Raw genomic sequence first — 18,298 nt, 5'->3', positions numbered from 1 at the left:
CGCTCTATGTACCTTGCTTCCTTCACGAAAGTCCTCGTGCCCTCTTGTTTAAATCAACGGTATCAACTTAATGATATTGTGAAAGTGAAGTTGTGTATTATAACAATAAACAAAAAACACCCTCTACCATTGATAAAGGGTGTTTTAAATTATAATGTTTCAGTGCATTTATCGCATTTCGTACCGTAGCACTCGTGCTGTTCAGCTATTTTCTCTCCACATGTTGTACACGTTTTTGGCGGCAAATTTTTAAAGAATTCAACGATGCTTTCGATCATTTTTCTCACTCTCCGTTTGTGTTTTTGTTGTACTACTACTGTATGGTTTTTATCATTGTATTATAACAGTAATCTTGTTGTCAACGATAATTTTCAAAACATGAAAAAAAATGTGTAATCAAGTATGATAAAAAGGAAAGGTTTTTGAGTAAAGGAGCTGTGTAAATGAAGCTAACAGTTATTGGGCATTGGGGAGGTTATCCGAAGGCAGGTGAGGCAAGTTCAGGATATTTACTCGAACATGATGGATTTAAGCTTTTGATTGATTGTGGTAGCGCCGTTTTATCACAGCTTCAAGCATATGTGCAGCCAGAGAGCTTAGATGCTGTCATTTTGTCGCATTATCATGCGGATCATATCGCGGATATTGGTGTCCTTCAACATGCTTTATTAATTAGCAAGTATTTGAATCATACGAATAAAAATATTCCTATTTATGGACACTCATATGATTCGAATGGCTTCGCAAATTTAACATATAAAGATATAACGACAGGGATTGCTTATGATCAAGGTGAGATGCTCTCCGTCGGTCCTTTTTCAATCGACTTCTTAAAGACGGAACATCCTGCAACTTGCTTTGCGATGCGAATTTCCGCAGGTGAAAAAGTACTTGTTTATACAGGTGATACCGCTTATTTTGAGGAGCTCGCTCCTTTTGCGAATGATGCGAATGTATTGCTATGTGAATGTAATTTTTACAAAGGGATGAATGGAGCAAGTGCTGGTCATATGACAAGTGAAGAAGCAGGAATACTCGCTTCTCAAGCCAATATAAAGAAACTCATCCTTACCCATTTGCCTCATTTTGGCGACCATAAACAATTAATTGCTGAGGCAAATGAGCAATACAGTGGAAATATTACATTAGCTTCGCAAGGATTAATGATACATATTTAAAGGGAGATGATCGTATGTTATTTATTGATAATCAAGGAATTAATGATCCGCGAATCAACTTAGCGATTGAAGAATATGCATTAAAAAATTTAGATATTAATCAATCGTATTTATTGTTTTATATTAATGAACCATCCATTATTATTGGAAAAAATCAAAACACGATTGAAGAAATTAATACATCATATGTTGAGGATAATGGGATTCATGTCGTTCGCAGACTTTCAGGCGGCGGTGCGGTTTATCATGATCTAGGTAATTTGAATTTTAGTTTTATTACGAAGGATGATGGGGAAAGCTTTCTCAATTTTAAAAAGTTCACAGAGCCTGTTGTCAATGCGTTACGAGAACTTGGTGTTCATGCAGAAATGAAGGGAAGAAATGATATTCTCGTTGGTGAACGGAAAATTTCAGGCAATGCTCAGTTTTCAACGAGAGGCAGAATGTTTAGCCATGGAACACTGATGTTTAATTCAGAAATTGAGAATGTTGTCTCCGCATTAAATGTTCGTAAGGATAAGATTGAATCAAAAGGAATTAAATCGATTAGAAGCAGAGTTGCTAATATTTCAGAATTTCTTAACGAACCAATGTCAGTTGAGCAATTTAAACAATTTCTTTTACATCACATTTTTGAAGGGGTGGAGGAAATCCCAGAGTATAAGCTGACGGAGGAAGATTGGAAAAATATTGAAGAACTTTCGAAAGAACGTTATCAAAATTGGGATTGGAATTATGGAAAATCGCCGAAATTCAATATCCAACATTCCCATCGCTTCCCTGTTGGGCAAATTGAATTCCGCCTTGATATTCATAAAGGCCAGATTGAGGATTGCAAAATCTTTGGGGACTTTTTCGGAGTCGGTGATGTAAGTGAGATTGAGAAATGCTTAACGGGTGTTCGTTATGAACGGGCAGAGATCGCGAAAGCATTAGAGAATGTGGATATTCCACATTATTTTGGAAATGTGACTTTGGATGAAATTGTCGAATTGATTTACTGATAAGAAGGGTAGAAAAGCCACTTAAAATGGCTCATTCTACCCTTTTTTAAAAGTAAAGAAGGTTTAAATTTTTTATCGTTTTTATTTCAAAAAAGGGTTTCCATGTCTAGCTCCAGGTGCTCAGCTCTTAAAAAAATTCATTCCAAAAGGATGATCGCGATGAGTTCTATTAAATTAGAAGTTAAAGAGTATATTGCTTTTGTAACTTTGAATCGTCCGGAGTCTTTAAACGCATTCAATTACGAGATGCTTACGGAGCTTTCGCAAATCGTAGAATCATTAAAAACAAATCAGGAAGCACGGATCGTTATTTTCCTAGGCGCTGGAGAGAAGGCTTTTAGCGTTGGAGCAGATTTAAAAGAACGAAAAACGTTGAGTGAACAAGAAGTTCTCCGCAATGTTGATAAAATTGCGACTGTATTTTACGCCATTGAAAAGCTACCACAGCCCACGATTGCGATGATCAATGGGTATGCCTTTGGTGGAGGAATGGAATTAGCCTTAGCTTGTGATTTTCGCTTTGCCGCAAAAGAGGCGACAATGGGGTTAACGGAAACGAGCCTTGCGATTATTCCGGGTGCTGGTGGAACCCAGCGCTTACCGAGATTAGTTGGTGAAACGAGAGCATTGGAATTGATTTTAACTGCCAAAAGATTATCGTCTGCTGAAGCAGCCGAATATGGAATTGTTATGAAAACGTGCGAAAGTAAGCAGCTGATGAAAGAGGTACTGCAATTCGCAAAAGCGATTATAGTGAACGGTCCGATCGCCGTGCAACAAGCGAAATTTGCAATCAAGACTGGGATGAATGCTGATCTTCAAACGGGACTGGAAATTGAGCGAAAAGCTTATGAATTAACGATTCCAACTGAAGATCGGATCGAGGCTTTACTTGCTTTCTCTGAAAAAAGAAAGCCCAATTTTAAAGGGAGATAACGTAGGATGAAAACCTATCATTGCTGTGCGACGTGCATTCATTTTTCTGCAAAAAGAGAAGGGAAACAAATGATCTACCGGTGTGAACGGCTCGGTTTTGATACAGAAACTCATTATCAATTTGATTGCTGGGTTCCAAAAGATCATGTGAAAAAATTAATGGATAAGCGCCAATAAGCGTTTCACCTCTTATCGAAAGGCTAAATACTCACTATAATTGAATACGTTATTCAGAATCGATATGAGTGAGATAGGATGGAAGCTTCGGTGCACAAAGTATCACAGGCAGAATTTCGCCAGGGGCTTCTAGAATAGTGGGCGGAGCATTGCAATCGGTTATGCGCCTGTTGCGCTCCTTTGGATTGCTTGCGAAAACGACGGGCCTTACTTTTTTTGAAGCGGTGTTAATGAGTTTAATTTTATATGCAGGCGCATCCCAGTACATCGCATTAAATATGTTTGCATTAGCTACAGGGGCAGCCGAAATGATTTTAACAACCTTTATCGTTAATATCCGGCATTTTCTCATGTCAGCTTTATTGAATGAGAAAGTTGAAGATGAAGTGTCCTGGAAAAAAGCCATTTATGCTTTCGAAGTAACAGATGAAACGTTTGCTGTTGCCGCAACTAAGCCTGGAACTGTTTCGATGGGCTATTATTGGGACTGAATTTCATCGCCTATGTAAGCCGGGTCATTTGCTCTGGAATCGGCTTTGTGATCGGTGCAAGCTTGACACAAGTATTGCAGGAAAGCATGTCCATTGCTTTATACGCAATGTTTATCGGACTGCTCGTCCCTTCCTTGAAAAAAAGCATAAAAGTTGCAAGTCTTGCCTTTTTAGCGGCTGCCTTTAATAGTATTTTCGTATTTTCAGAAATGATGAGTAGAGGCTGGGCGATCATTATTATAACGATCATTGGAATGGCGGTCGTTACTTATTTACCAAGAATGATCCCTTTCATCATGTTTAGAGGAAAAGAACTGTCACCGTTCGTTCAAGGAGTTTTGAAAAATGTCCCTTACGCTACGTTAGGTGCATTTTTCTTATTCAAGAAGGTGAGTTCATGTTTGGTATTGTTGGGATGGCGGCGACCTTTCTCATTGCTTTTCTTGGTGCGAATGTCATTTTCGTCGTTCTCGGTTCAATTGCCGTTTTAAGTATGTATTCGCAGTTATTTTGAAAAGCATCGGTATCAATGCCGATGCTTTTTAAAATTTATGGGTAAACTATATACTTAGGTTGTTCTAACTTGCTTATTTTTCTACATATAATAAAAAAGTGGACAAGGGGGGAGAAGGATTGATTAGAAAATGGGCGTTTAGAGCCGTTATTGCTTATTTATTATTTGGAATTGCGATGTACGCTTATTTATTTTATTTAGCAGATACGTCAATTCCAGATATGTTAAAAGGGACAAAGGCTGACCCAACTACGTTTCTCGATGCCCGGGAACTGATGTTAACGGAAGAATATTCGAGAATTCGCAACTTGATGTTTTTTCTTGCGACTCCATATGAATGGCTTTTTTATTACTTAGTGTTAATTCTTGGTATATCAGCAGCTTTTGAACGTTGGTCAAATAGCGTGTCCAAATGGTTTATTATTAAAGTTGGGATTTATTTATTTTGGCTTTCACTTGCATCGTTTGTCGTTATGTTTCCACTTAGCTATATTTCGTACATGATTTCAAAGTCTTATCATATTTCAACCCAAGTTTTTTCATCATGGATGAAGGATAAGCTAATTGATTTTTGGGTGGAATTTGGGACGATGTTTGTCATTATTACGGTCTTATATGCATTGATGAGAAAATTTAAAAGACGCTGGTGGCTTGCAGCATGGGTATTGTCTATTCCATTTTCAATCTTTATGATGTTTATTCAGCCAGTATTGATTGATCCGTTATATAATGAGTTTTATCCATTAAAAGATAAGGAGCTAGAAACGAAAATATTAACGATGGCTGACGTGGCTAATATTCCAGCTCATCACGTATATGAAGTGGATATGTCGAGTAAAACAAATGCTCTTAATGCTTATGTTACGGGGGTAGGATCGAACTCTCGCATTGTTCTATGGGATACGACACTTGAACGATTATCAGATGAAGAGATTTTATTTATTATGGCTCATGAAATGGGACATTACGTAGAAAAGCATATTTATTTTGGAATTGCCGGTTATGTATTATTAACACTTATTGGTCTATGGCTTACAGCGAAAATCATGGAAAAATGGATAGGTAGAAGGGGAGGGGCATGGAAAGTTGAAAAAATGACGCATATAAGCTCATTACCCGCTTTTCTATTGATTACATCGATCCTATTGTTTGCGGCAAGCCCATTGACGAACTGGGTGTCCCGCTATCAGGAAACGCGTGCTGATACGTATGCGATCAAGATGACCCAAGACAAAGAGGCAGGGATTCAAACTTTCCAAAGCTTAACGAAGGCAGGACTTAGTCAAGTAAATCCCCCGTATTTAGTGAAAATTTTCCGCTATGGTCATCCGACAATGCTAGAACGTATCAATATGATTGAAAAATATGAGCTCGACGAAAAATGAATACGAAAAACATCCCCCCTTCTCTTAAAGAAAGGGGGATGTTCTATTACATTCTTATTTTTCCAACAAACGATTCAGTTCGTCCGAAAGTTTGAGGAAAGTATCTCTATCTTTTTCGTCTAATGCTTTGTCAATGTCTGTTCGAAGTTGTTCCTCGCGTCTTTTTTGCAGTAGGCTGTTTAAAAATACTTCCGTCTGCATCGTAGTCGAGCGTGTATCATCTTGCATTTGGGTCATCGTATACTCTTTCAACAGTTCTTGATAAGATTTCTTTCTTTCCATCGATGATCACCCCTGGAACTTTTTTTTATTATACATGTAATTTTTGAAAAAATCAACTGAAGAATTCAAATTTTCAGATGATGAATAAAGTCGTTTTTATGTAAGTTGGTAGGTTAAATGTAAGAATATGTAGAATATTATGTTTATCCGGTGACAATCACTAGTTCTTTTGGTATGATTCTTTTGGAGGGGCTCGTGATTAGGAAAGGAGAGGTAATATGAAAACGAATGTGATCGTATTAAAAGAATATGAATTGAACCCTTACACGATGATTATTAGGCCAAAGGGAGTAAATGGTCAAATTTGTTCAGAAATAGTTGAAACAGACGGCAAGTATATATGTACAAAATCCCCATTTAAACTCGTTAAGAGAAGCTGTAAGTATTTCGGAAGTACATATGAAGGACGTAAAACTGCAACAAAGGAACTCATTGAAGTTTCGGTTAAACCCCCTATCATCATAGATCCTCACACATCAATTTTCCTTTTTCCAACAGCATCGCCTTTAACACCTCATTGTATCTGGGTTTCACATGAACATGTTAAAAAGTATCAAATGGGAGAACGTCATTCTACGATTGTGACATTTGAGAATGATGAGCAATATGAGTTGCTCATTTCGCATAGGTCTTTTGATGTACAAATGCAAAGAACGGCATTATTGCGAATTCGATACATGCAAAATATTAAACGGATGAAACATTATCGAACAGGTGAAACAGCTGAAATAAAAAGAAGCTATTTAACTTGATTAGCACAAGTTCACGATTGCCAACTTGGATTGCAAATTAGAGGGTGTTCAAACTCATGTACTTGACGCTGCGCTTTTGGTAGTGAGCCTGAGGCGGATGTCACAGATTTAGAGGAATCTAGGAAGGCAACCTAAGTTCGCCGCGTCCTGCGACAATGGTTGCATACCGACATCCTGCGTGCATGAGCTCGAAATCTAGACGCAATTACGCCGAAGCATCTTGATCTTAGAAGCGCCCCTGGCGCTTCTTTTATTTGTTTTTATAAAGAAAAGAGGGTATAAATATTACGAAAGTCGAAATAAATGACGAGGGGAAGAGAGAAAAATGACGATGAACATTGGAATGATACCTGAAGATTTATATGGACTAAAGTCAATTGCTGATCCACAATTGTCTCCGAATGGCAAGGAGGTCGTTTATATTCAAACACATATCAATAAAGATAAAAACGACTATGTTTCCAATTTATTTTACATAAACGTAAACGATAAGAAACCTGTGCAATGGACGTTTGGGGAGGAAAAAATAAGCTCTCCAGTTTGGTCACCAGATGGGAGTGAGCTAGCGTTTGTTTCCACAAGAACAGGCAAGCAGCAAATCTTTGTTTTATCAAAGAACGGAGGGGAGGCAAAGCAAGTAACGAATTGTCTGAACGGTGCTTCGACGCCGGTCTGGTCACCATGTGGACAAAAGCTTGCTTTTTCTGTGAAGCTTGAAAAAGCTGAGACTATTCATACTTCGATTAATAAAGGAGAACAAGAAAAAAAGGAGCTTCAACCACTCGAAATCGAACAGATGAAATACCGATCAGACGCTGGTGGATTTTTAAAAATGGACCAGTTTTTACAAATTGCCGTCGTAAGCCTTGAAACGGGGCAGTTGGAACAAATAACGGAAGGAGAGTATCATTCTCAGCTAAGCTCTTGGTCTCCAGATGGAAGATCCATTGTTTATATGGCTGATAAAACAGACGATGTAGATTTTTCTTTTAACAATGATTTATATTTATTTGATGTGAAATCCAAAAAAGCACAAAAGATAACGAAGCAAACAGGAATGTTTAGCGATACTTCATGGTCGCCAAATAGTAAGTATATCTCTTTTGTTGGGAGCGAAAGAGAATATAAAAATGCAACACATGCAAAGCTTTATATTTATGATATAGAAATGAAGACGATCGTTTGCATTACAAGTGAATTTGATGCACCAGTAGGTGATTTTGTTGTGGCTGACTTTTTGCAAGGAGTACAAGCTCCAAAGGTGCAATGGCTTAATGATAACCATAGTTTTTATTTCCAAGCTACCGATCACGGGAATACAGTGATTTACTATGGTAATCTTACTGGTGAACTATACCCGGCGATTAATGATGATCAATATGTTTACGGATTTTCACTCGATGCATATAACGATAAAGCGGTCGTATCTATTAGTAGTCCGACCGAGCCGGGAGATTTATATTATGTACATTTGACGACAGGGGAAAAAGAGCGGCTTACATTTGTAAATGAGGAATTATTAAAAGGCCGACAATTATCTATTCCTGAAGCGATTGAATTTACAGGTGCAGATGGTTGGAATGTCCATGGGTGGATGATGAAGCCTGTTGATTATGTTGAAGGAGAGAAATATCCGCTCATCCTTGAAATTCATGGAGGGCCGCATATGATGTTTGCGAATGCATATTTTAATGAGTTTCAAATTCTTGCGGCACAAGGGTTTGCGGTACTTTATATAAACCCGCGCGGAAGTCATGGCTATGGTCAAGCATTTGTAAATGCGGTTCGCGGCGATTATGGTGGCAATGATTATCGTGATTTAATGTTAGCGGTAGATTATGCGCTTGAACAATTTGATTTTATTGACGAAAACCGTCTTGGAGTAACTGGTGGCAGCTATGGCGGATTTATGACGAATTGGATTGTCGGCCAGACGGATCGATTCAAAGCCGCTGTCACCCAACGCTCGATTTCTAATTGGATTAGTTTTTATGGCGTAAGCGATATCGGCTATTATTTCAGTGAATGGCAAATTGATGCGGACTTAAATGATGTGGAGAAGCTATGGGATCATTCACCACTGAAATATGTTAATAACGTGCAAACGCCTTTATTAATATTGCATGGTGAAAAAGATTTACGCTGTCCAATTGGGCAAGCAGAGCAATTATTTATTGCCCTGAAACGTAAGAAAAAAGAAACAAAATTTATTCGGTTTCCAGAATCCAATCATGAATTATCGAGAAGCGGCAAGCCAACATTGCGGATCAAACGGCTTGAAGCGATTCGCGATTGGTTTTTGCAATATTTATAAAAGGAAAGACAGCTCCCACGCTGTCTTTTTTATATCGTTTTCTATGGTTGTATTCTAGTAAAGAAGGATATCCTTAGGATATAGGAAAGGCAGATTCATTACTTCATATGATATAATTTAATAAATTTGATAAGTTGAAATTAAGATGATCCATTTAAATGTTTTTTTTAAGATGCATAATTAGTTGATTGGAGTGAAAGGTGGCAACTCCTCGAAAATGCTGCGCATTTCCTTCGTGCGGTGTACGTTGAGGAAAGCTTATTCAATGTCCTGGGGGATAAGCGGGACCGCAAGGCAAGAGTTTTAAGGAACGAGGTCTAAAGTCGGGCTACGGCTTCGTGACCAACATCCTGTCATCGTCCGCTTGGAACGGAAATCAACGGGTTTACTTCCCACATTTTATGTATGTTATTTATTTCAACTTATATAGATTGGCGAATTGGGGAATGGTCATGGATTTTTATTCAATTAAAGAATGGATTACAATTGAAAATGTAATGGAGCTGATTGAAAAATATCGTTCGTTTGGTCCATTGCCAAGTATATTATTGCCAATGATCGAAGCCTTTTTGCCGTTTCTACCATTGTTTTTATTCGTCATGGCAAGTGCAAATGCATTCGGGCTTGGATGGGGATTTTTATTTTCATGGATCGGCTCCTCAACGGGCGCATTGCTCGTTTTCCTTCTCGTTCGCAAATATGGAGATATGCGTTTTTTTCGTTTTTTGCAAAGGAAGGAAAAGGTGCAAAGTTTAATGTCATGGGTGGAGAGACATGGATTTGGACCACTCTTTCTCTTGCTCTGCTTTCCATTTACCCCATCAGCAATTGTAAATATTGTCGCCGGAATTTCACGAATTAGTATATATCAATATATGTTAGCGGTGTTGGCAGGAAAAGCGGTGATGATTTTTATTATGAGCTTTATTGGCTATGACATCGTATCGCTCATAAAACAGCCAATAAGAACGGGACTAGCCCTGGGAATTATTGCGCTCCTTTGGTATGTTGGGAAGCGAATTGAAAATCGTTTTAAAAGAAGATTGAGAAACGTTAATGAAGAATGAAAATTGATGTTGGTCTGACGCCAACATCAATTTTTTTGTTTTGAATAGGAATATATGTTCTTGTTTTGCTGTTTATGTTATAATAATTTTATTATGAATTTGATGATAAGGAGTTGACAGGATGTCATTACGCTTCGTTATCGGCAGAACGGGAACGGGGAAAACAACGTTAATTTTCAATGAAATGGTTGAGATGCTCAAAGAAGAACCTGAAGGCTTCCCTGTTTTATATATTGTTCCTGAACAAATGACGTTCCTATCCGAAAATCGTTTTATCCAAACGCCGGGAATCAACGGCATGATTCGGACGCAAGTGTACAGTTTTACCCGTCTCGCCTGGCGGATTTTACAGGAGACGGGAGGGGCAAGCCGTGCACATGTATCAAGCGTTGGATTGCAAATGCTCATTAGAAAAATTATAGAAGATAATAAAGATGAATTGAAATTATTTAAGCGTGCAGCTGACAAGCGCGGATTTATCGAACATGTTGAAACGATGCTCACAGAATTTAAGCATTATTGCATTGCTCCAGAAGAATTATCTCTTAAGCAAAAGGAATTTGCTTTTGGAGCAGCTACCCGTGCGTTAGGAGATAAATTGCATGACCTTGAACTTATTTATCATAAATATGAAGAAGCTTTAATTGGGAAATACATTGATGCCAATGATTATTTAACTCTGCTTGCAGATGCGATTGATCAATCGAATTATTTAAAGGATGCAGAGGTGTACATCGATGGTTTTCATAGTTTCACGCCCCAAGAATATATGGTCATAGAACGGCTTATGAAAAATTGCCGAAGGGTTTCCGTTTCGCTCGTATTAGATCGACCGTTCAAGCATGGTATGCTGCCTGATGAATTGCATTTATTCCGACTAACAGGCGAATCATATTCAAACTTATATGAACTTGCCAGAAATCATCAAATTACGATAGAAGAGGATGTATTTTTAGCGGGCAATCAACGCTTCCATGGCCAAGGATTATATCATTTAGAATCACGCTTTGATAAACGTCCTGCTCCGATTTTTGAAAAGGGGCCAGCGATTCAGCTAATGACTGCGGCGAATCGCCGTGCCGAAATGGAAGGAATCGCAAGAGAAATTCGTAAACTTGTGATGGAGGATAAGTATCGCTATCAAGATATCGCAATCTTAATTCGTAACGGAAATGATTATAAGGAGATGCTTGAAACGGTTTTTGCTGACTATCATATTCCTTATTTCATGGATCAAAAGCAGTCGATGCTTAATCACCCGCTAATTGAATTCATTCGCTCAGCATTGGAAGTGGTTAGCAGCTCCTGGGGCTATGAGCCTGTATTTAGAGCGGTGAAAACCGATTTATTATATCCGCTCGGATCGAATGTGAATGCATTAAGAGAGCAAATGGACAGTCTCGAAAACTATGTATTAGCATATGGAATTAAAGGAAATTATTGGACGAATGAGAAGCAACGATGGCAATACCGGCGTTTTCAAGGGTTGGAGCTTTATAATGCAGCCCAGACCGATGCGGAACGAGAAATGGAAGAGGATATTAATGAAGCAAGACATATGGTCGCTTCTCCTTTGCTACGTTTATCAAGACGTTTGAAAAAAGCGAAAAATGGCCGCGAGCTATGCGAGGCGCTTTATTTATTGCTTGAAGAGCTTTATATTCCGGAAAAACTCAAGGAGAAGAGCGATGCTGCGGAGGAACGAGGACAATTGGCTCGAGCAAGACAACATGATCAAGCTTGGAATGCAGTGATTGAATTGCTTGATCAATTTGTTGAAATTTTCGGGGGAGAGAAATTGCCTCTGAAAAAATTTATTGCGGTTTTAGAGTCGGGATTGGAAGCGATGAAATTCTCGATTATTCCACCTGCCATGGATCAAGTGTTTGTGGCTGATTTAGAATTATCGCGACTTTCGCATATGAAAGCCACGTTTGTAGTTGGTTTAAACGATGGTGTTATTCCTGCAAAACTAGGGGAGGAAGGCATTCTATCTGATGATGACCGCGAGAAGCTATTAGAAAGTGGTCTCGGAGTTTCTGGAGGAAGTAAAAGGCGATTGCTAGATGAAGATTTTATCGCGTACCGAGCATTAACGAGTGCGGCTGAGAAACTTTATTTATCATATCCACTTGCAAATGAAGAAGGAAAATCGTTGCTAGCTTCTCCATATATTAAAAAAATTAAATCTATGTTCCCGAAACTGTCGGAAGTTAATATCGTAAATGAACCAAGTGAACAACTCCCCGAGGAGCAGCTAGCATATGTCTCACATCCAAACACCGCGATTTCTTATTTAACTGCCCAATTGGAACTAAAAAAACGTCATTATCCTATCGCTGATTTTTGGTGGGATGTGTACAATTTTTATGTGGAATCTCCGATGTGGCGAGAAAAATCAAGACGAATTCTTTCTAGCTTATTTTATCAAAACGAAACGAAAAAGCTTACCACTCAAACGAGTGAACAATTATATGGTGATGAGATTCTCGCGAGTGTATCGAGAATGGAACTATTCCATAGTTGCCCATTTTCTCATTTTATATCGCATGGGCTTAAGCTAAGGGAACGAGATACATTTAAGCTGGAAGCACCGCATATTGGTGATTTATTTCATGGTGCATTAAAATGGATTGCGGATGAGATTAATAGGAAAGATTTATCGTGGGCAAATTTAACGAAGGAACAATGTGAATGGCTAGCAAGAGAAGCGGTTGAATATCTTGCTCCGAAGCTTCAGCATCAAATTTTATTAAGCTCGAACCGCTATTATTATATTAAAAGAAAGCTCGAGCAAGTTATTGGCAGGGCTTCGTTTGTGCTGAGCAGCCATGCGAAATCGAGTGGGTTCGTTCCAGTCGGAATTGAACTTGCTTTCGGACCACATAAGGAATTGCCGCCATTCGCTTTCACATTGAAAAATGGAACAAAAATGCAGCTTCAAGGTCGAATTGATCGGGTTGATAAGGCGGAAGATGAAAATGGTGTCTATTTAAGAGTGATTGATTATAAGTCAAGTTCTCGTGGCCTTGATGTAAATGAAGTATATCATGGTCTTGCACTACAAATGCTTACTTATTTAGATATTATTGTTACTCATTCCCAGTCGTTGATTGGTAAGGAGGCAATTCCTGCCGGAGTTCTTTATTTTCATTTACACAACCCGTTAATTGATAGCAATCAAATTTTAACGCTTGATGATCTTGAGCAAGAAATTATAAAGAGTTTTAAAATGAAAGGTTTGCTTTTAGGCGACCCCGATGTGATTCGATTGATGGATACTTCGTTGGAAATCGGAAGTTCTGATATTGTATCAGCAAGAATTAATCGTGATGGAAGCTTATCAGCTCAATCAAAAAGAAATTCGGCGAGTCCAGAGGATTTTGCCTTGTTAAAACGATATGTGCGCAAACTTTATCAAGATGCTGGGGATAAAATCATTGCCGGAAATGTTGAAATTGACCCTTACAAAATGAAGGATCGAACACCATGTCAATTCTGCTCCTACCGCTCGATTTGTCAATTTGACCAATCATTAGATGCCAATCAATATCGAATCATTCAACCACAGCCGTCATCCGAAGTGTTGGATCGGATGAGGAGGGAGGAAGAAATATGAAAACAATCATCCCGGCTAAGCCTGAACTTGCCCATTGGACGGACGATCAATGGAAAGCAATCATGGCAAAGGATCAAGATATTTTAGTAGCAGCCGCGGCGGGTTCAGGGAAGACTGCTGTTCTCGTTGAAAGAATCATACAAAAGATTTTGGCTGAAGAAGATCCGCTTGATGTCGATCGCCTTTTAGTAGCGACATTTACGAATGCGGCGGCAGCTGAAATGAGGCAACGGATTGGTGAAGCACTTCAACGAGAGATTGATGCTAATCCAACTTCTTCTCATTTGAGAAGACAGCTTAGCTTGTTAAATAGTGCATCGATTTCAACGTTGCACTCATTCTGTCTTGAAGTGGTTAGAAAACATTATTATCTCATTGATATCGACCCAGGCTTTCGGATTGCTGATCAAACAGAAGCGGATCTCCTTCGTGATGAAGTGTTGAACGATTTGTTTGAAGAAGAGTATGGCAAGGAAAAGAACGATCGCTTTTATCAATTAGTCGATACATTTACAAGTGACCGCAATGATGATGCTTTGTTTGGCCTTGTTTTAAAATTATATGATTTCTCCCGTTCACATCCTGAACCAAATGCATGGCTTGATCAGCTTGTTGCGATGTATGATGTCACAGAAGGCACAAATGTTGAGGAGCTGCCATTTATCGAAGCACTGATCTTTGATGTTAAACTGCAATTAACAGGAGCGAAGGGGCTTCTACAAGAAGCGCTCGCAATGAGTAAGCAACCAGGTGGGCCAGCGCCACGAGCAGTTAATTACTTGGAAGATTTACAAGTGATTGCTGGAATGGAACAGGCAGCAGAAAAAGGCTGGAATGAATTATATCAAGTTTTTAATCAAGGTTGGAAATTTGGCAGAGCGAAAACATGCCGTGGTGATGAGTTTGATAATGAGCTCGTAAAAGAAGCGGACGAGCTTCGTAAAACAGCAAAAACAATGCTTGATAAACTAACAAAGGAACTATTTTTCCGTTCCCCACAAACATTCCTTAAGGATATGGGGAAAATGCAGCCGATCTTTTTCACATTGGCTGAAATGGTAAAATTATTTGCCCAGCAATTCGCACTTAAAAAAGCAGAAAAAGGGCTTGTTGACTTTTCCGATTTAGAACATCTATGTTTAGAAATTCTTACGGAAAAAGAAGATTTGGATGAAAGAGTACCATCTGAAATCGCCACTCAGTATCGAAACCAATTTAAAGAAGTACTCGTCGATGAGTATCAAGATGTCAATATGGTTCAAGAGACGATCATTCGTCTCGTTTCAGCGGAAGGCGAATATGATGGCAATCTATTTATGGTCGGCGATGTCAAACAATCAATCTATCGGTTTCGTCTTGCAGAACCGAATTTATTTTTAAATAAATATGTAAGATTTTCGCAAGAAGGAAAAGACACGGGACTGAGAATCGATCTTGCCCGAAATTTTCGAAGCAGAGCAGAAGTGTTAGCAGGAACGAATTTTCTATTTAAACAAATCATGGGTAAGACCGTTGGTGAGATTGAATATAGTCATGATGCAGAGCTTGTGAAAGGATCAGGTTATTCGGAAGCGGAGCAGTTTCCAATTGAAGTGGCTATCATTGATATGAACGATGAATCAAGTGAAGGAAGCAACGACACTGAAGAAGTGGTGGAGGGCTTTGATGCCGTCGAACTCGAGCAATCGAAGCTTGAGGCACGGTTTATTGCAGGGAAAATTAGAGCGATGATCGATGAGCAAAAGCTGGTTACCGATTTGAAAAAGGGAATCGAACAGCCGATTCGTTATCGCGATATCGTTATTTTAGTTCGATCGATGACATGGACCCCTGATATAATTGAGGAATGTAAACATTTGGGCATTCCCGTATACGCCGATTTATCGACAGGTTATTTTGATGCAACAGAAGTGACCATTATGATGTCTTTACTGCAAATCATTGATAACCCAGATCAAGACATTCCACTTGCTTCTGTATTAAGATCGCCAATCGTTGGCTTAACTGAGGAGGAGCTAGCGTATATTCGGTTGCAGTCAAAAGGAAGTTATTATGCAGCTACAAAAGCTTTTCTTAACGGAGCCGATCATCGAGATTACGAGCAAACAAAGAAAAAGCTTACACAATTATTCCAACATTTTCATGAATGGAGAAGCTTAGCTCGTGAAGGTGCATTATCAGAATTAATATGGCAGCTTTACCGAGATACGGGCTTTTATGAATTTGTTGGCGGGCTTCCAGGTGGAAAGCAAAGGCAAGCGAATTTACGAGCTCTTTATGATCGTGCACGCCAATATGAGGAAACATCTTTTCGCGGGTTATTCCGTTTTCTTCGCTTTATTGAGAGAATGAGGGAGCGAGGCAGTGATTTAGGAACGGCTCGTGCGCTCGGTGAGCAGGAGGATGTCGTTCGGATTATGACGATTCATGCAAGTAAAGGGTTAGAGTTTCCAGTTGTGTTTACAGCTGGAATAGCACGTAAATTTAATATGATGGATATTCATAGCAGTTATTTATTTGATAAAGACTACGGATTTGCGAGCAAATATATTGATGCGGAAAAAAGAATATCTTATCCATCCCTCCCACAGCTTGCGTTAAAGCGTAAGAAGAAAATGGAGTTGCTCGCGGAAGAAATGCGTGTTTTATATGTTGCGATGACGCGAGCGAAGGAAAAGTTATACTTAATAAGCAGTGTGAAAAATGTTGAGAAGGAATTGAAAAAATGGAGGCAAGCGACTCGTTATGATGATTGGTTATTACCTGACTATGAGCGGGCAAAAGCGACCTCATATATTGACTGGATTGGACTTGCATTGGCAAGACACCGTGATATAGAGCCTATTTTTGGTGAGCAATCATTACATGGTGGGCTATCAGACGTGACGAATCATCCATCACAATGGGCGATTACGATCGTTCCTCGAGCAACTTTAGCATATGAGCAACAAAAAACAATCGATGAGCAGATTGATTGGCAGGAAATTGTTGAAAATGGTGAACAAAGTGTGCATAAATCTCCTTTCCAGCAGGAGATTCATGCCCGGCTTACTTGGGAATATGATCATTCGATTGCAACAAAAAGAATGTCAAAGCAATCTGTATCGGAGTTAAAACGATTGGCTGAAGCGCGTGATGAAATGAGTGATACACAATTAATTAAAAGAAAAGCAATCTTTGATAGACCAAGATTTATGAGAGAAAAGAAAGCATTAACTCCAGCCGAAAAAGGGACGGCGATGCATGCTGTTATGCAGCATATTTCATTGGATAAGATCCCAACTGAAAAAGAAGTAAACGAGTTATTAGGCGAGTTAGTTAGGAAAGAGTTAATGACAGAAGAGCAAATTGAAGCAGTGTCGGCAATGCAAATTGTACAATTTTTCCAAGGTGGGCTTGGTGAACGAATGCTCCAAGCTAAAAAAGTATCCCGTGAAATTCCGTTTACAATCGGTATTCCTGCTAATGAGGTTTACCCGGATTGGGATGGGCTTGATGAGAAAGTGCTCGTCCAAGGGATTATAGACTGTATCATCGAAGATCAAAATGGTGTCATATTGCTTGATTATAAAACAGATGCAATTGAAGGAGTTTTTCCTGGTGGTTTTGCTGAAGCAATCCCTGTACTTGAAAAGCGATATCGTGTACAGCTTAGCTTTTATAAACGTGCGATCGAAGAAATTCTAAAAAAGCCTGTTCGTCACACGTACGTATATTTTTTTGATGGCGGCGAATATTTGGAAATATAGATAGGAAAATGGTGTGAATTACGTCTCGGCGTGAGCTCATTCTAAAGGCTCCTCTAAAAATCTGTAATATCCGCCGGAGGATCAGTAAGGTGTTCAAACCTCCTACTGATTTTCATCCCACAGCTTATAGAAATGGGAGATTCCATTATTCGAGTTAAATCATCCTCAAAAAAACCGGCTATCGATATACGATACCGGTTTTCTTGAGATTAATTATTGCCAACGATCGGTTGATCGAGCAATTGTGAGTCGATTGTTGCATTGAAGCTAAGTCCGTCGATGATAAAGACGAAACCGCCCGTGCTAAGTGAGCCTGATCCCGATGTGGATTTTGTGCTCGTCTTTGGAGAAACGACAGCTGTATCACCAAATTGAACACTTCCACCACCAACATTAAAAATTTGCACTGGACCGGTAAAAGCCGGCATTTTTATCACTCCTTATGCACTGAATTAGTTCTTTCTTCGAGTTGTCGTTGATGCCATATCCTTGATTCTAGCGATACATGATCAGTGTTGCCAATATGAAAGATGGCTGATGCTGATATCCCTATAATGGATATACAGTTAACAGTAATATTCGGTATTTCATTGACCTTATGAATGATGGGAGGCATAAATGGCGGAGTTGGAAGCGGGATTGGTTCGGTGAAAAGAGGGATTTCTTGGAAATTCCCCTCATTTCCATAAAAAATTTCTTTCTCTCTTTGAATTGCGATTACATTGCTATGTGCTGATAAATGTACAGAGTCGCCTACTTCCATCACCGCTCCGAGCAACATTGATTTGACCCGAATATCTTTGACGTGACTGCTGCGAATTTGCATGATC

The 18,298-nt window shown here is 39.1% G+C and carries 14 protein-coding genes and 1 pseudogene; 11 read left to right on the top strand and 4 right to left on the bottom strand.

The annotated features are described in order from the left end of the window. Positions 1–149: 149 nt before the first annotated feature. Complete coding sequence (gene yhfH / locus KHA95_RS21725) at positions 150–278, bottom strand: protein YhfH (RefSeq protein WP_213139672.1); 129 nt, start codon at positions 276–278, stop codon at positions 150–152. Positions 279–443: 165 nt separating this feature from the next. Between yhfH and KHA95_RS21720 the strand changes: the two genes are divergently transcribed. The 6 genes and pseudogenes from KHA95_RS21720 (at position 444) to KHA95_RS21695 (ending at position 5,685) form a co-directional block, all read left to right on the top strand. Continuing rightward, on the top strand, positions 444–1,178 hold the full coding sequence (locus KHA95_RS21720; protein WP_213139671.1) for an MBL fold metallo-hydrolase: 735 nt from the start codon (positions 444–446) through the stop codon (positions 1,176–1,178). 14 nt (positions 1,179–1,192) lie between these two features. After that, entirely contained in the window at positions 1,193–2,182 is a 990-nt protein-coding gene (lplA, locus tag KHA95_RS21715; RefSeq protein WP_213139670.1) for a lipoate--protein ligase, read from the top strand. A gap of 159 nt (positions 2,183–2,341) precedes the next feature. After that, a complete protein-coding gene (locus tag KHA95_RS21710; RefSeq protein WP_213139669.1) occupies positions 2,342–3,118 on the top strand; it encodes an enoyl-CoA hydratase-related protein in 777 nt (258 codons plus the stop codon). A 6-nt stretch (positions 3,119–3,124) separates the two neighbouring features. After that, positions 3,125–3,295 (top strand): hypothetical protein, encoded by a 171-nt coding sequence (locus KHA95_RS21705; RefSeq protein WP_213139668.1) that lies wholly within the window; start codon positions 3,125–3,127, stop codon positions 3,293–3,295. A gap of 148 nt (positions 3,296–3,443) precedes the next feature. Continuing rightward, positions 3,444–4,118: pseudogene (locus KHA95_RS21700) on the top strand (AzlC family ABC transporter permease); the annotation flags it as partial. Positions 4,119–4,419: 301 nt separating this feature from the next. Further along, positions 4,420–5,685 (top strand): M48 family metallopeptidase, encoded by a 1,266-nt coding sequence (locus tag KHA95_RS21695; RefSeq protein WP_213139667.1) that lies wholly within the window; start codon positions 4,420–4,422, stop codon positions 5,683–5,685. Between the two features lie 54 nt (positions 5,686–5,739). Here the strand turns inward: KHA95_RS21695 and KHA95_RS21690 are convergent, their stop codons facing one another. Further along, entirely contained in the window at positions 5,740–5,967 is a 228-nt protein-coding gene (locus KHA95_RS21690; RefSeq protein WP_213139666.1) for an IDEAL domain-containing protein, read from the bottom strand. A 218-nt stretch (positions 5,968–6,185) separates the two neighbouring features. Between KHA95_RS21690 and KHA95_RS21685 the strand changes: the two genes are divergently transcribed. The 5 genes from KHA95_RS21685 to addA all read left to right on the top strand — a co-directional run bounded on the left by KHA95_RS21685 (position 6,186) and on the right by addA (position 17,468). Beyond that, complete coding sequence (locus KHA95_RS21685; protein WP_213139665.1) at positions 6,186–6,719, top strand: competence protein ComK; 534 nt, start codon at positions 6,186–6,188, stop codon at positions 6,717–6,719. Positions 6,720–7,044: 325 nt separating this feature from the next. After that, positions 7,045–9,033: a S9 family peptidase gene (locus KHA95_RS21680; protein ID WP_213139664.1), complete on the top strand. Its 1,989-nt coding sequence runs from the start codon at positions 7,045–7,047 to the stop codon at positions 9,031–9,033. Between the two features lie 452 nt (positions 9,034–9,485). Beyond that, positions 9,486–10,100: a TVP38/TMEM64 family protein gene (locus KHA95_RS21675; protein ID WP_213139663.1), complete on the top strand. Its 615-nt coding sequence runs from the start codon at positions 9,486–9,488 to the stop codon at positions 10,098–10,100. 121 nt (positions 10,101–10,221) lie between these two features. Continuing rightward, a complete protein-coding gene (addB, locus tag KHA95_RS21670; RefSeq protein ID WP_213139662.1) occupies positions 10,222–13,719 on the top strand; it encodes a helicase-exonuclease AddAB subunit AddB in 3,498 nt (1,165 codons plus the stop codon). After that, positions 13,716–17,468 (top strand): helicase-exonuclease AddAB subunit AddA, encoded by a 3,753-nt coding sequence (gene addA / locus KHA95_RS21665; RefSeq protein ID WP_213139661.1) that lies wholly within the window; start codon positions 13,716–13,718, stop codon positions 17,466–17,468. The genes addB and addA overlap by 4 nt, the downstream gene beginning before the upstream one ends. Before the next feature lie 209 nt (positions 17,469–17,677). Here the strand turns inward: addA and KHA95_RS21660 are convergent, their stop codons facing one another. Both KHA95_RS21660 and KHA95_RS21655 read right to left on the bottom strand, forming a co-directional pair. After that, the gene (locus KHA95_RS21660) at positions 17,678–17,896 is read right to left on the bottom strand and encodes a spore germination protein (RefSeq protein ID WP_213139660.1); all 219 of its coding nucleotides are present in this window, start codon (positions 17,894–17,896) and stop codon (positions 17,678–17,680) included. A gap of 5 nt (positions 17,897–17,901) precedes the next feature. Then, the gene (locus KHA95_RS21655; RefSeq protein ID WP_213139659.1) at positions 17,902–18,294 is read right to left on the bottom strand and encodes a spore germination protein GerPE; all 393 of its coding nucleotides are present in this window, start codon (positions 18,292–18,294) and stop codon (positions 17,902–17,904) included. Between the last annotated feature and the right edge of the window lie 4 nt (positions 18,295–18,298).

The organism is Bacillus sp. FJAT-50079 (assembly GCF_018343515.1).
Classification (GTDB): Bacteria; Bacillota; Bacilli; order Bacillales; family Bacillaceae_C; genus Lederbergia.
Note: the sequence above shows the minus strand (reverse complement) of the source record. Positions and strands in the feature narration are given on the sequence as shown.

What these genes read in the sequence shown, in the direction of transcription:
- yhfH (WP_213139672.1), bottom strand. Translation starts at nt 278, where the DNA reads ATGATCGAAAGCATCGTTGAATTCTTTAAAAATTTGCCGCCAAAAACG.
- KHA95_RS21720 (WP_213139671.1), top strand. Translation starts at nt 444, where the DNA reads ATGAAGCTAACAGTTATTGGGCATTGGGGAGGTTATCCGAAGGCAGGT.
- lplA (WP_213139670.1), top strand. Translation starts at nt 1,193, where the DNA reads ATGTTATTTATTGATAATCAAGGAATTAATGATCCGCGAATCAACTTA.
- KHA95_RS21710 (WP_213139669.1), top strand. Translation starts at nt 2,342, where the DNA reads ATGAGTTCTATTAAATTAGAAGTTAAAGAGTATATTGCTTTTGTAACT.
- KHA95_RS21705 (WP_213139668.1), top strand. Translation starts at nt 3,125, where the DNA reads ATGAAAACCTATCATTGCTGTGCGACGTGCATTCATTTTTCTGCAAAA.
- KHA95_RS21690 (WP_213139666.1), bottom strand. Translation starts at nt 5,967, where the DNA reads ATGGAAAGAAAGAAATCTTATCAAGAACTGTTGAAAGAGTATACGATG.
- KHA95_RS21685 (WP_213139665.1), top strand. Translation starts at nt 6,186, where the DNA reads ATGAAAACGAATGTGATCGTATTAAAAGAATATGAATTGAACCCTTAC.
- KHA95_RS21680 (WP_213139664.1), top strand. Translation starts at nt 7,045, where the DNA reads ATGACGATGAACATTGGAATGATACCTGAAGATTTATATGGACTAAAG.
- KHA95_RS21675 (WP_213139663.1), top strand. Translation starts at nt 9,486, where the DNA reads ATGGATTTTTATTCAATTAAAGAATGGATTACAATTGAAAATGTAATG.
- addB (WP_213139662.1), top strand. Translation starts at nt 10,222, where the DNA reads ATGTCATTACGCTTCGTTATCGGCAGAACGGGAACGGGGAAAACAACG.
- addA (WP_213139661.1), top strand. Translation starts at nt 13,716, where the DNA reads ATGAAAACAATCATCCCGGCTAAGCCTGAACTTGCCCATTGGACGGAC.
- KHA95_RS21660 (WP_213139660.1), bottom strand. Translation starts at nt 17,896, where the DNA reads ATGCCGGCTTTTACCGGTCCAGTGCAAATTTTTAATGTTGGTGGTGGA.
- KHA95_RS21655 (WP_213139659.1), bottom strand. Translation starts at nt 18,294, where the DNA reads ATGCAAATTCGCAGCAGTCACGTCAAAGATATTCGGGTCAAATCAATG.